Raw genomic sequence first — 14600 nt, 5'->3', positions numbered from 1 at the left:
TATCATCGATGAAAAATACATATATTTTATACGCTCTCCTGACCATCGTTCTTATTACACAGGGAGGCTGCAAAAAATGGCTGGATGTAAGTCCGAAAACGCAGGTGCGGGAAACGGAGATGCTAAAGGATGAACAAGGCTTTAAAGACGCCATTACCGGGCTGTATATAAAGATGACAGATGCTTCTATATATGGTCAGACCCTGACCATGGGATTCACAGACATTCTGGCTCAGCGCTACAACACAGCCACTACTACCAGCCCATACTATAATATATCATCTTACAATTATACCAGCGCAACTCCCAAGGCCATCATTGCTTCCATATGGACCAATATGTATGGCGCCATTGCCAATGCTAATAATATTCTGAAAGTAATAGACAGCAAAAAAGAGCTCTTCTCCGGCAACAATTATGCAAGAGTAAAAGGAGAAGCATTGGGATTAAGAGCATTGATGCACTTCGACCTGTTGCGCATGTTCGGCACAGCACCGGTAGTAGCAACACAAAAAAAATCTATTCCCTACATCACCACCTTTAGCGTACAGGTATCTCCATTGCTCTCCGTACAAAATGTAATAGATAGCTGTATGAGAGATTTACGCGCAGCTGAAGCATTACTATCCACAGATAAAACTATCCGGGAAAGCTATGACCAGGACGCCTTTCAGTCATATACCAGGAATCATATGAACTACTGGGCAGTAAAAGGACTCGAAGCCCGCATATTACTATACAACAATGATAAAGTGAATGCCATGGCGGCAGCGCTGGAGGTCATTAATAATCATGAGCAAAACTTCCCATTTACAGACAAGGCCAGTGCAGCGGCAACATCGAACAGAGACCGCTCCTATGCCCGGGAGCAGTTATTTGCCCTCAGTGTATATAAAATAAAAACGTACGCTGATGCTTATTTTGTTTCTGATGGCGCAGGCGCTCCGGCACTGTCTATCACCAGCAAAACTTTCAATACCCTTTATGAAACCGCTCAGGGTGGTAGTTCTGATATCCGGTTCAATTACCAGTTTACCACTATTGGCGGCGCCGTAGCCACTTCCAAATATTCATTGGATAATATCTTCGCCAACTTCCTGATGTATAATATGCCGGTGATCAGGTTGTCTGAAATGTATTATATCGCAGCAGAAGCAGCAACATTGCCAGCAACAGGTGTTACCTATCTGAATGAGGTGCGCACCCATCGGGGCCTGATGGCCCTGCCGGCAAACATTTCAGCGGATATACTGCAAGCGGAAATACTAAAAGAATATAAAAAAGAATTTTATGCAGAAGGGCAGTTGTTCTATTACTACAAAAGATTAAATGCTGCCAAAGTAGGAGGTAGTTCAATGATTACCAGTGACGCCATTTATACTTTCCCATTACCGGATAATGAAATTGAATTCGGAAATCACTAATTATTAAATCATTACTGATGAAACAATTACTCAAATATATCGGTGGATTACTACTGGCCATATGTAGTTTGTCTGCCTGCAAAAAAAGTAACCCACTTTCGTTTAGTGCAGTGGATATGGTGTATATCTATAAAGCACCCTGGATACTCAACACTGATTCAATCGTATACTCTTTTGCCATACGGCCGGATAGTTTAATGCAGGACACCATAAAAATCCCGGTTCGCATCATTGGCATGGCCGCATCCAAAGATAGAGCGGTAACTATCAGGGTGATAGCAGATAGTACTACTGCTACAGCAGGTACCGACTACAAATTGCTGCCCTGCAATATTCCGGCGGGTGCTTATTCGGCAATTCAGCCGGTAGTAATATATCGCACAGCTGGCATAAAAACCAAATCAATAAATATACTGCTGGAAGTAGTGGCTTCCCCGGATTTCCAGCCAGGGGTACCAAATTCCAAAGGAAGTACAACAGTGGCAGGTGGTACCACACATTACCGGATAAGAATCAATGACTATCTCACCAAACCTGACAACTGGGATACCTGGCTGACCTACTTCTTTGGCACTTACAGTGCCGTAAAATTTAAATTTATCATCAACGCTACCGGTCTGAGTGTCATTCCCTCTGATCTTCCCTATGGCATATATTCCGTTTACAGTACTTTATGCAAACAACAACTGGAAATATATGAAGCGGCTCATGGTCCGTTGATAGATGAAAACGGAGACCCCGTTTCTTTTGATTAATCCAATTCATTATTGCTCTTCAAAATCAGTATATGCGCACAATAATAATTCCAGCCATCCTGCTAACCCTATGCTGGGGGATGCTAACAGGTTGTTACAAAGACAAGGGAAATTATCAGTATCATGATCTGAATAACATAAGCACCGATTTATCAGATACCACCATCGCCGTCTTTCAATTGGATACCTTGCGTATCCACCCCGACGTAAAACAATCTATTCCGGACAAAGAAGGACTATCTTATGAATGGGTAATGTATCCAAAGATAGGAGCTCCGCTTACAAGGCGCACACTGGGCAACAGCCGCAACCTGGATGCACAGATTATTGAAGGTCCCGGCCCCTACATACTGAACCTGTTTATCACAGATAAAAGCACCGGAGTTACCACCACTATTGAGCAGCATATAAAAGTAATGAGTGCGCTGAATGAAGGATGGTTAGTATTGGAAGATAGTACCACGCAGGCAGATATCTCCATCATTACACCGGTGGATGTTGCTTTCCATCACATCTATTCACGCGTCAATCCTAACATACCACTTCCGTCGGGTACGCACCATCTATATGTATTCGACAGACGGAATAGTCAGATCATCTATATCCTTTCACCCGCTGGCGGTACACAGGTAGACTATTCCACTTTTATGGTCATCGGAAGTTTTAAAGACTGGTTCTTTATAACTCCTGCTGCCAAGCCTCAGCGATACCTGCCTTTTATGGGCGGTGAAGTGCTGCTCAACGATGGCCACCCATTTGGTATGTCGCTCTTTGTGCCACCACCTTATAAGCTCAGCCTGGCTCCTTCCGGCAATTACTACATGGCGCCGTTTGATCTGACGTCAGCATATGGACCGGTATTCTACGATACCATTTCACAACGATTTATTGCCCAGGATTCCTATACTTTTGATCTGATACCATTTTCCAATGGCGAGCCCACAGATGCGTTCAATATGAATAAAATAGGTAAACATCTGCAATATGCGGAAAATGGACCCGGATTTGATCAGAGCTATGCTTTCTTCAAAAACAATAACAATGACTCCATGTTCGTATATACCTTCACCAACAACGGTCCTTACAGTACCTCAGGCACAGCAGCTCCGATAGGCATTGCTCCGGGAATAAAAGATGCCGGCGTTTTCCAGATGTCGAAACTACTTCCACATCTGTACTATGTCAGTAACAACAAAATATACCTGTATGATATTCCGGCCGCAACAGCGAGGATCGTATACACCTTTCCGGCAGGAACGGTGGTACGTAGCATGAAAACAAGTAAGGATAACGGTCAGCTTGTAGTAGCTACACATGAAAATGCAGAAGGCAAGGTATATTACTTCACCATAGGCGCCACCGGTGATTTTGAAGGAAATACCTATCGCAAAGTATTCGGCGGTTTTGGTATTATTAATGACATCACTTATAAAGTAGCTCCCTGATTTAAATAAAAACAAGCTGCCCGGAATTTATATTCCGGGCAGGTTTCTATTCTGAAAATGCTGCAGTCAAACAGCATCGTAACGCATCAGGTTTTTGCATCCTGGTATTTTTTACCCGCATCTCCGGTATGGAAATCAAGTATAATCACAGGCGGCAAATCATATAATTTCAGTGGTAGATGCAAATGATATTGATTTTTGGACACTTCTTCCAATTGCAGTGTTTGACCATCACCACCCATAAAAACAGCTCTATCCAGCACCATTCCTTTAGGTGTGGCAATTTTCAGCAGTCCATTAACAGGTGTATTAAAAACAATCATGTTCAGTTGATTCGTATTTTTCTTCCCTGTAAAATAACCCCAGTCCTGTTTATTCATTTCTACATAGTCGCAATCGTAAATAGCTTTACCATAACGTGCCATCCATTTACCGATGGTAGTAGCGATGTCCTGTTCCTGCCGACGAAAAGTACCATCTCCTGCGGGCCCGAAGTTCAACAGGAAGTTACCTCCCATAGAAGTGGCGTTGGCTAGCATTTCCAGCAATTCTACCGGTGTTTTAATATGACTGATGGTCCAGTCTTTATGGTATCCCCATTGGTTTTCCGGGATCGTCATGCAGGCTTCCCAGTCCCATTTGGTAACAGCCAGGTCTTTAACAGGGTCTGGCAGGCGGCGCTCATATCCTGATTCATAATCACCCATCAGTTGTCCGTTGGAATCCTTATGACGTTTCCCAAAATCATCTGCACGCAGGCGGCTGTTAACGATCACGCCCGGCCTTACTTCCTTCAGCATCTTTTCCATTTCGTATGTCCAGCGGCCATTCTTTTTCACGGAATTATCCCAGGTACCATCAAACCAGAAGGCTTTTACAGTCGGATAATTGGTGGCCAGCTCCTTTAATTGGTTGCCGGCAAACGTCAGGTAGCGACTGAAAGCAATACTATCTTCCGGCGTTTTAATATCATAGCGCCAGTCGGGATGATGCCAGTCCAACACGGAATAATAAAAATTCACGTCTATCCCTTCAGCGTTATATGCGGTCACCAGTTCTTTCAGAAGGTCCTTTTTATAAGGCGAGTTTCCCACATTAAAATCAGTATACCTGCTGGGCCACATACAAAATCCTTCGTGGTGTTTGGTGGTAATGGTCATGTATTTCACGCCCATATTTCTGGCCATACGCGCCCATTTTTTTGCATCGAATTTCACCGGGTTAAACTGGTACACCAGCGAATCCCATACTGCGTCAGGCACATTGGCACTGGATTTCAGGAACTCCGCCGCGTAGTTGTATGTTTTACCATTCCATACACCACCAGGAATAGCATACAATCCCCAGTGAATAAATTGTCCGAAACGATTGCTGCGCCACTTGTTCATGGCCTCGTCCGTTCGTTTGCCGCTGTACTGCGCACCATACTTTAATGGTATAATGCTGCTGTTACTCCCCTGTGCACCCACCTTCAGCAGGAATAGCGACAGGGCCATACACAATAATATCTTCTTCATGTTCATAAATTTTCACAATAACGCCTACCATCCCGGATTTTGCAATAACAGATTACTCTTATTCACCTCATCATAAGGGAATGGGCAGAAATACATTTTAGGATATAGAAATACTGCATTCAGCGCAGTGATGCGTTGATAACTCCAGCTATTATTCTGTTCCCGGGTAACCATCATGCCCTGAATAGGTATATTTTCGGTAGTTTCTGCTGTTTTCCATCGGCGTGTATCATAATACCAGTGGCCTTCATAGGCAAATTCCACTTCGTATTCGTTGCGGATGATCCTGCGCATTTCCAGCTGACTTAAACCAGCAGGAAGACCATAGCTGTCATCTGCTCCGGCGTCAATACCCGCTCTTTTACGGATACGTTTCACGATATCATATACTTCCGATACCGGGCCATTGATCTCATTCGTAGCTTCGGCATAGCCCAGCAAAATTTCTGCATAACGGATCACCGGATATACCCTGCTTTGCGTGCTATAGCTGCCGGTACTATCGTTGCTCATTTTACGCGAATAGTAACCTGTTTTGGTAGAATAGGCCTGCAGGCCATCACCGGTAAGTGTTCCCTGCCACGTTTTATAAATATCTACCGGATCCATTTTCTTGGTGCTGTTGTTATACACCAATGCCTGGTTGTAAATAATCGTATTATAAAATCTCGGATCCCTGTTATCATAAGGGAAACGGGCATCATAACCGGAAGCCGGGTCACTGGTGTTTTTCCCGTTTTTCATACCAAAAGCATCTACCAGGTTCTGGCTGGGGGTACTCCATCCCGATCCGCCTCTTGATTTTGGGAACCAGGCGCCTTCCAGGTTCGTATTATTACCCATCATATAGGGCGTGATGTACTCACTATTTTTCCGCAGCAGAAATAGCTTCCAAAACCCGTATCCCGGGCGGGATTCAGGACTGTTATTTTCATAGAGGCTATAGAGCCCCTGATCGATCAGCACTTTACAGGCAGCTGCTGCCTGCTTCCACACATTTACATCATAGGTGGCACTGTAGCAAATCAATGGCTGCAATGCGGCATCTGTAGTAATGGGCTGCCCATTATATAATGGGCTCGCAGCTGTTACCAGCATACGTGCTTTCAGTGCCTGGCACATACCACTGGTAATACGACCATAATCTGCCGGCTGCTGATCCGCTACTGATGGTAGATCTACCGCGGCTTTATCGCATTCTGATGCAATGTAATCAATACAGGCTTTGTAGCTGTTGCGCTGATATTGTATGGGCGCATTAAGATCGCTGAAGATGGTGTCACCTACCAGCATCACTCCACCGTAATAACGTACCAGCTGCGCATAATACCAGGCACGTAAATAACGGGCTTCTGCCTTTGTGCGCTGTTGCAGGCTGACGGAGAGGGGCGAGCCGCCGACCTTTTTCAGGTACTGATTGGCAGCCCTGATTTTGGTGTAATAGGTTTTATAATAGTTATTGCTGAAATAATTCCTCGAAGTACTTGCGCCGGTGATAAACGATGCCTGTGGGTCGCCATAATAAGATACAGAGTGCGATGTCATATCTTCCATACAGGCATAATCGTTACCAACGACCGAAGTAATCAATGTGTAGCGGTTATGGATCAGATCCATACCGGTATAAGCATACAAGTCATTCAGGAAGTTAAGCGTCTTCACACTATCTGCAAATACAATTTGCTCTGTTAAACTTTCTGTCTGTCTTTTATCAAGAAAGCTATCTGACTTTTTGCAGGCGGCAAACAATCCCAGCACCAAACCCGCTGTCATCATATATTTAAAAACTTTCATCATCTTCAAAACTTTTAGTAGAGGTGATAATAATCTGCTTACAATCCTACCTGCAAGCCCAGGTTATAAATCCGTTGCTGAGGATACTCACCAACAGAAGACGACATCGCCGACTCCGGATCTATGGCTACTGGTAGTCCCGTATACACGAGTGCCATGTTGTAACCATTGGCATAGATCCGGATACTTTTCAGTACTTTATTTCTCAACCTGGAAGCGGGAACGGCGTATCCGATTTCAAAATTTTTCCACCTGATATAATCTCCTTTTCTGTACCAGTAAGTAGAAGACTGTGGACTCCCTTGTCCATCGGCAAGCGCGGGGAATACATTGTCTGTACTGTTCCACGGTACCCAGCGTCCGAGGTTATAAGGCGTGGTTTGTCTTTCAGGACGGCTATACGCTAAACTACCCCGCTGTATATTGATCACATAATCAAATGAACCCTGGAACAAGGTGCTTACGTCAAATCCTTTCCAGGAAAAGCCAAAGCCCAATCCGGCCACATATCGTGGCTGATTTACGCCCATCGCAATTTTATCATCATCGTTAATGATGCCATCGCCATTCTGATCCACAAACTTCATTGCGCCGGGGAAAAGGTTTTGCATGGGTACACTGGTGATTAGCTTTGGGCTTTTCATCACGTCTTCAATGTCCGCATAGTAGCCGTTAAATTGGTAACCAAACTGTTGTCCGATCGATTTTCCGGTGCTGGCCAGCCATGGATAACGTACGTTGGGCTCATCGCGGAAAAGGATTTTATTTTTGGCAAAACTTACCTGCCCTCTGACAAAATATTGTAGTTTATTAATGCGGTCTTTATATTCTACTTCCAGCTCATACCCTTTGTTACTCACGCGTCCAATGTTCATGGGTGGCAATCCTACACCCCAGGGCTGTGGTACTGTACCGCGGGTAGAAAGGATATCATGACGGTAGTTATCAAAATAATCAGCCACAATACCCAGTTTACCATGCAGCATTTTGATGTCTATACCAATATCTGCTTTCCGTTCTTTTTCCCAGGTAACTTCATTGTTGCCCAGATCTCCTTCTATGATACCACTTACGCCGGTAGGTACCTCTCCGAAATTGTAGCCCTTGCCTCCATTATAAATTTGCTCATACAGGTACTTATATGCACCGATTCTATCGCTCCCCACTACACCATAGGAGCCACGCAACTTGAAGGCATCAATAAACCGGATATTGTCTTTAAAGAACGGTTCTTCGCTGATATTCCAACCCACGCCCACAGCAGGGAATAAACCATATTTTTTACTGCTGGCAAAACGATCAGACCCATTATAACCGGCGTTCACATCCAACAGGTATTTCAGTTTATAATTGTATCCTATCCTGCCGGTAACACCACGGAAATTATTTGGAATACCTGCATTTACCACGCTGGCGCTATTGTCCCAGTCATTGCTGGTATTGGTAATCTGATTCACCAGTAACAGGGCGCTGAGGTTATGATCCCCAAAGCTACGTGCATAGTTCAGAGACGCCTGGATATTAACCTTCCGGGCGCTACCACGATATCCACCACTGCTGCTAAGTTTGCCCATTCTATACAGGTTGTTCACCACTGGTTTATAGGCTTCTGCCACCTGATCGTAATAGTAAGTGAGTATTTCATTATTGGAGCGGGTCAGCGATCTGGCAAAGTCATAATCGCTGGCTACTGATAACAGTACATTGGCAGATAACCCCTTTGTAAGCGCGTCCAGCTGTTGTGTGGCGGATGTAACAATATTAAAATTATTTTCGTAGGAACGTTGGTAGCCGGAGTATTGTAAAATAGCCAGTGGATTGCCTTTGGTGCCGGAAGACAACGTACCGCCCAACGATCCGTTTTCGTTATAAATCGGATACCCGAAAGACGACAGTTCTCCGTTCCACAAATACTGGAACGTGTTACCTCCACCGTTAAAAGCCTTGTCATTAGGCTCATTGGTAGTACCGAAACGGCCCGATAAATCTACCCGGATATGCAGGCTTTTACTGGGGTCTATGTCAATATTGGACCGGAAGTTATAACGGTTATAGAAGTAGTTGCTGTTGTATCCTTCACCGGAAGAAAAGTTTTTATAGATTCCCCCTTGCGTAATATATCCCAGGGAGATAAAATATTTGATGAGATCTGATCCGCCGCTGATATCAAAATTAGTTCTGTTCTGCAGACTATAATCCCGCATCAATACCTTCCACCAGTTTACATTCGGATGGTTGTAAGGGTCGCTGTTGTCCTTATAATAGTCAAGGTTATTATTGGCGAAAAATTGCGGATACTTCACGGCAGGATCCCGCAGACTGGTAGTTTCATATTCACGTAACAATCGTAAGGTAGTATACCCGTCATTCATTTCAGGTGGGCGGGTAGGCGACAGCATACCTGTTTCATTACGCACCGTTAACAGTGGTTTACCCGACTTACCACGGCGTGTAGTAATTACCAGTACGCCGTTCGCTCCACGGATACCATATACTGCCGTAGTAGAGGCATCCTTCAGGATAGATACACTTTCTATTTCGTTTGGATCCAGCTGGTTTACCTGACCATAGGTGAACTCAATATCATCTACAATGATCAGGGGATTGTTGGCAGAGTTGTTATCCGTATTATTATAGGAACTGATACCCCTGATCTGAAAGGCGGCACCATCTTTACCAGGTTGTCCGCTGCGTTGTTGCGTAAACAAGCCTGGCAGGCGACCTGCGAGTGAATTCTGCAAACTCGCAGAAGGGCTTTGCCGGATCTGCTCACCGGAAATAGAACTTACTGCGCCGGTGGAAGTGATCTTTTTCCTGGTGCCAAAACCTACTATTACTACCTCTTCCAGCCCTTTCGTATCCTGTTGTAATATTACATTGGAAGATAGCTTACCGATGGCGATTTCTTTTTTCAGATAACCAACAAAAGAAAATATCAATATACCCGACTTTCCTTTCGGTGTAAGTATATAATTACCTCTTTCATCTGTGGTGGCGCCGTTTGCGGGTAGATCTTTTTCATAGATGGTCACGCCGGGTAATGGCTGTGTTCCATCTGTAACAGTTCCTTTTATAGTAGCCCTTTGCTGTGCTTTACCGGGTATAACGCTACACAACAGGAGCAGCAACAGCAGGTAGTTTAATATTTTTTTCATGAGATGCCGTTAATGAGTTTTACCAATTGGGATTCTGATGCATGTTGCTATTCGATAACATTTCCTTGTAAGGAATCGGGAACAGGTACATACGATCGGGCAAAAACTTCGTCCCACTTACTTCTACACGTTTGTAGGTCATCGTATTATCTGTTGATTTAATCACCTGCACTCCATGCAGCGGACGGTTTAATACCTGCTCCGCTATTTTCCAGCGGCGGATATCCCAGAAACGTTGTTCTTCAAAAGCCATTTCTACCCTGCGTTCATGTTGTATACGTGTACGCATTTGTTCTTTGGAGAGTCCTGCGGGTAGCTGATATGGATTAAGTTTTGCTCTTTTCCGGATCAGTTCCAATGCATCGTATACTTCCTTTACGGGGCCATCAGCTTCATTGCGCGACTCTGCATAGTTGAGTAGTATTTCGGCATAGCGGAAAACCGGAAAGCTATGTTCTGCATTGGAATAACTGGCCGCGGTACCTGCGGTGCTGAGGAACTTTCGCATATAGTAACCGGTGCGTGTTTCTGCACCATTGGAATTACCAAAGCCGGCAGGCCTATCCAGGCCACCATCAAAAGTTTCCACTGTTCTCCCCAGCCATGACATGCCGTTATGAAAGATGGTCAGATAAAAACGTGGATCACGGTTAGCATAAGGTTTTTGCGCATCATAACCGGCGCCGGTTTCTGCAATCATTTTTCCATTGGACATTTCAAACTCATCTGCCAGCTCCTGTGTTGGGTTTGTTTTCCCCTGATCTCCACGCTTGGATCCCACCGGGCCGTTAAGTGCTTCCACACTACTGTTGGGCGATGACATATACGCCAGGATGACCTCTGAATTTTTACGCTTCATAAACGGGTCATCTATACCACTTGTCAAGGAATAGGTGCCCAGGTCCATCACATCTTTTGCAGCCTGCGCAGCTGACAGCCATTTTTCACGGTTGCCTGCCGGGTTGTTGATTGGACTGGCTGCATACAATAGCAGCCGTGACTTTAGGGCCAACGCGGCGCCGCGGGTTGCACGTCCAAAATAAGCAGTGGCATAGCTGGCCGGCAAATATTTCTGAACAGTGTCTGCTTCCTGTTGGATATACTGTACACATGCTTCATAACTGTTACGGGCAAAGGAAATATTATCGTTCAGTGTAAATACCTTATCGCCAATTAACGGTACACCACCCCATCTTTTTATTAATTCAAAATAAAAGACTGCACGTAACAGGCGGGCCTCAGATTTCCATTGCTGCTTAAGACCCGCTGTTTTTAATGGTACCTGGTCTATTTTTGAGAGAAAGATGTTGACTTTGCGGATGCCACCGTACAGCGCATCCCATCGATCGTCCGGCAACACATAGGGGCTCCACTGACCCACAGAAAAATATTGTACCTGGTCGTCTGTATTGGAAGGAACGGCATCATCGGTACCAGCATCCAGGATATTCGATCCAATGCGGTTGTACCCTTGTGGTAAATCACTATAGGTGTTGTAAAGAAATTGTTCTGCATAAACGCCCAGCGAATCAAGTTTGTCAAACACCAGGTCTTCGTTCACATATTCCAGCGGTGCTTTCTCTACCACATTCTTCTGACAGGCTACAAGCCCTGCCATCACCACAACAGGAAGCAGGAGAATATATTTTTTCATCATGAAAATAGCTTTAAGGTTTACAGGCCAAGGGAAATTCCCCCATTAATGATTCGCTGATTGCTAAATGCACTCATGCCGGATTCAGGATCAAACCAGTCAACTTTTTTCCAGGTGAACAGGTTGTAGGCATTTACAAATAACCGCAGGTGACTCACCCTGCTGTGGGGTAGCAATATTTTTTTGAAGTCATATCCCAATTCTACATTTTTCAGCCGGAGATAATTTCCATTGCGCATCCAGAAGGTGGAAGCCTGACTGTTATTGACATTAGTACCAATAGTAAGTCGCGGAAATACTGCATTCACAGCGTTCTCTGGTGTCCAGCGATTGTTGTGCATATCCATTACGTTGCCATAGCTGTTGTTGAAAGCACTTACGCTCGTTGCACTCAACACCATATTACGGTTCATCACGCCCTGCAGCAACAGTTTAAAATCAAATCCTTTCCAGCTGAAACCACCGCCCATCCCAAAGAATATCATCGGGCGCTGATTACCGATGGGCTGCATATCCAGCACATTGATAACGCCATCTCCATTCAGGTCTTTATAACGGATATCTCCTGGTGCCGGCGTATATCCCTGCCAGTTAGCCGTTTTGCTCACATCCGTTCCGGTCTGATAAAATCCATCAGCCACCAGCCCAAATGCCTGCCCTACGGGTAACCCGGTTTTGTTCTGCCAGGCATAAGGATAAATAGGATCACCATTGTACAATAAACTACTGGCAGCAATACTTACATTGCCATCCAGGTAATATTTAAAAGTATGTGTAGTTACCGGGCTGTAATTCACACTGGCCTCTAATCCGGAATACCTGCTGCGGCCAATGTTCTCCAATGGATAGCTATGTCCCAGGATACCGGAGTTACGACCGCGCGTTTGCAGCTGGTCATAATATTTGTTACGATAATAATCCAGCGATACCGACAACTGGCTGTGAAACAACGCCGCTTCCAGGCCTACATCTAATTTCCAGGCTTTTTCCCAGGTGATATCCGGATTGGCTAACTGCGATTCTATGGTGCCACTTACACCCGAAGATGTTTCACCTACATTGTAACCGGTGCTTCCGGTTACATAGTTAGGGAGGTAGAGGAAATAGTTGTTAGGATCTCCCCAGGCGGTTTGTCCGGCAGTAGCCCTTATTTTCAGGCGGTCAAAAATGTTGCTGGCGAAAAAATGCTCATTGCTGATCACCCAGGCCAATCCCGCCGATGGCAGGAAGCTACCGCGTTTACCTGGTGTATACCTGTTTAGGGTACCATATACCAGGCCCAGCTCTGCCAGGTAGGTTTTATGCCAGTCGTAAGAAGCGGTAAGCCCTGCATTGCTATACAATGTATTCAGTTGGGTAAAACTACGGATGGTATTATCTACATTATAGGTGGCCAGCAACCGGAGTGAGTGCCCGTTCCAGGTGTGGTCGTAGCCTGCCATGATATTATAATAATTCTGTCGTACCTGGCTGTTTACTTTTGCCTGTCCGCCTGCTACCAGCCCGTCAGTGCCATATTGAATATAGCTGTTGGGAATAGCGCCGGCAGTGGTATCCGGTTCATATACGGCTACTCCTTTGGAGCGGTCAATGGTTTCCATGTAATAGTTGTTCATAGACAACTGTCCTTTTATCCACAAACCCTTTAACAGGTCATCCAGTTTATATTGCAATGTCATATCGGCGCTGATGGTACGCTCTGTTGTTTGCTGATAGCCGGAAGAGATAGCTCCCGCGTATGGATTGGTACGCCAAAGATTAGTACCACCAAAGGAGCCGTTGGCATTAAACACGGGAAAAGCAACGGGAGGAGTAGACCCTGTCAGGGACATCAGGGCTGCTGTACCAATTCCGGGTTGGTTACCAGAGGCAACAGAGCCAAACACATTCAGCCCCAGTTCTATATTTTTATTAAAATTCACCAGTGCATTGGTGCGGATATTATAACGCTTGTAATCGTTATTGGTGTTATAACTGTTGGCTGGAGACGTAATAAAATTGCCGGATTGTGCAAAGTGTTCCAGGGAAGCATAATAGTGATAGTTGCTGGCGTTGCCTGCCAGGTCTATGTTATAGCGTTGCTGGCTGGTGGTATGGCGTATGATTTCATTGTACCAGTTTACGTCCGGCTGTTTATAGGGATCGTTCGTGTGGTTCTTCCAGGCGTTCATCATATCATCTGAATAACGGGGAGTGGCCGCAGCATTCATGTTGTGCTGTGCTTCATTATACAATTGCGCATAATGAAAAGCATCTGCATACTGTGGTTTATATAATGATTCCAGCAGGCCGTATTGTGCAGAAGCGTTAATTTCAAAAGCTTTGCGTCCTTTTTCCCGTGTGGTCACCATTAATACCCCGTTGGAAGAACGTTGCCCATACATCGCCGTGGCCAATGCATCCTTCAGTAGTGTTACGCTTTCAATATCATTGGGATTGAAGCCGGTAAAGTCACGTACCACACCATCGATGACAATGAGTGGCGTTTTTCCGCGCAGAGAAAAAGAGGCGCCGTCTGCTCCGTTCATGCCGGAGAGTTGAAGAGTATAAAGTCCGGCCATACGACCTGCCAGTACATTGGTGATATCGGCAACCGGTGTACTGCCCACTTCCTGGCTGTAAACGGAAGATGTAGCGGCTACCATATTAGCCCGGGAGCTGTTTCTGTTCCACAACCAGGTCGTATAGGAGAACCATGAACTGTCTTTTGCCGGTTTTATATGCCGTGCAGTAGTGTCCTTTGTGAATGCCATAGCGGGAGTAGATAATATCACTGCAGGTATAACGGAAAGGCACCAACGAAATAGTTTATCGGACAGGCACCTGCAGCGGGTAGGTGTGAAATGCATCATGATG

8 protein-coding genes are annotated in these 14600 nt (G+C 45.2%); 3 read left to right on the top strand and 5 right to left on the bottom strand.

Translation table 11 applies throughout. The features are described from left to right. Positions 1–8: 8 nt before the first annotated feature. From AB4Z08_RS08520 to AB4Z08_RS08510, 3 genes are read left to right on the top strand one after another with little or no spacing between them, the layout of a single operon-like run. Positions 9–1424, top strand: coding sequence for a RagB/SusD family nutrient uptake outer membrane protein (locus AB4Z08_RS08520; protein ID WP_441573303.1), 1416 nt, complete (start codon positions 9–11; stop codon positions 1422–1424). A gap of 17 nt (positions 1425–1441) precedes the next feature. Next, positions 1442–2179, top strand: coding sequence for a DUF4843 domain-containing protein (locus AB4Z08_RS08515; RefSeq protein ID WP_441573302.1), 738 nt, complete (start codon positions 1442–1444; stop codon positions 2177–2179). A 32-nt stretch (positions 2180–2211) separates the two neighbouring features. Continuing rightward, on the top strand, positions 2212–3624 hold the full coding sequence (locus AB4Z08_RS08510; protein ID WP_441573301.1) for a PKD-like family lipoprotein: 1413 nt from the start codon (positions 2212–2214) through the stop codon (positions 3622–3624). Positions 3625–3710: 86 nt separating this feature from the next. Here the strand turns inward: AB4Z08_RS08510 and AB4Z08_RS08505 are convergent, their stop codons facing one another. From AB4Z08_RS08505 to AB4Z08_RS08485, 5 genes are read right to left on the bottom strand one after another with little or no spacing between them, the layout of a single operon-like run. Then, positions 3711–5141 (bottom strand): alpha-L-fucosidase, encoded by a 1431-nt coding sequence (locus tag AB4Z08_RS08505; RefSeq protein ID WP_441573300.1) that lies wholly within the window; start codon positions 5139–5141, stop codon positions 3711–3713. A gap of 24 nt (positions 5142–5165) precedes the next feature. Beyond that, positions 5166–6938 (bottom strand): RagB/SusD family nutrient uptake outer membrane protein, encoded by a 1773-nt coding sequence (locus tag AB4Z08_RS08500; RefSeq protein WP_441573299.1) that lies wholly within the window; start codon positions 6936–6938, stop codon positions 5166–5168. A gap of 35 nt (positions 6939–6973) precedes the next feature. Continuing rightward, the gene (locus tag AB4Z08_RS08495; RefSeq protein WP_441573298.1) at positions 6974–10090 is read right to left on the bottom strand and encodes a SusC/RagA family TonB-linked outer membrane protein; all 3117 of its coding nucleotides are present in this window, start codon (positions 10088–10090) and stop codon (positions 6974–6976) included. A gap of 19 nt (positions 10091–10109) precedes the next feature. After that, positions 10110–11747 carry a RagB/SusD family nutrient uptake outer membrane protein gene (locus AB4Z08_RS08490; protein WP_441573297.1) on the bottom strand — a complete coding sequence of 546 codons (1638 nt, stop codon included), beginning with the start codon at positions 11745–11747 and terminating at the stop codon, positions 10110–10112. A gap of 17 nt (positions 11748–11764) precedes the next feature. Beyond that, positions 11765–14596 (bottom strand): SusC/RagA family TonB-linked outer membrane protein, encoded by a 2832-nt coding sequence (locus AB4Z08_RS08485; protein WP_441573296.1) that lies wholly within the window; start codon positions 14594–14596, stop codon positions 11765–11767. Between the last annotated feature and the right edge of the window lie 4 nt (positions 14597–14600).

This window comes from Chitinophaga sp. RAB17, assembly GCF_052114225.1.
Lineage (GTDB): Bacteria > Bacteroidota > Bacteroidia > Chitinophagales > Chitinophagaceae > Chitinophaga.
This window is presented reverse-complemented; position numbering and strand designations above follow the sequence as displayed.

Coding starts and splice junctions, on each gene's coding strand:
- AB4Z08_RS08520 (WP_441573303.1), top strand. CDS start 9: ATGAAAAATACATATATTTTATACGCTCTCCTGACCATCGTTCTTATT.
- AB4Z08_RS08515 (WP_441573302.1), top strand. CDS start 1,442: ATGAAACAATTACTCAAATATATCGGTGGATTACTACTGGCCATATGT.
- AB4Z08_RS08510 (WP_441573301.1), top strand. CDS start 2,212: ATGCGCACAATAATAATTCCAGCCATCCTGCTAACCCTATGCTGGGGG.
- AB4Z08_RS08505 (WP_441573300.1), bottom strand. CDS start 5,141: ATGAAGAAGATATTATTGTGTATGGCCCTGTCGCTATTCCTGCTGAAG.
- AB4Z08_RS08500 (WP_441573299.1), bottom strand. CDS start 6,938: ATGATGAAAGTTTTTAAATATATGATGACAGCGGGTTTGGTGCTGGGA.
- AB4Z08_RS08495 (WP_441573298.1), bottom strand. CDS start 10,090: ATGAAAAAAATATTAAACTACCTGCTGTTGCTGCTCCTGTTGTGTAGC.
- AB4Z08_RS08490 (WP_441573297.1), bottom strand. CDS start 11,747: ATGATGAAAAAATATATTCTCCTGCTTCCTGTTGTGGTGATGGCAGGG.
- AB4Z08_RS08485 (WP_441573296.1), bottom strand. CDS start 14,596: ATGATGCATTTCACACCTACCCGCTGCAGGTGCCTGTCCGATAAACTA.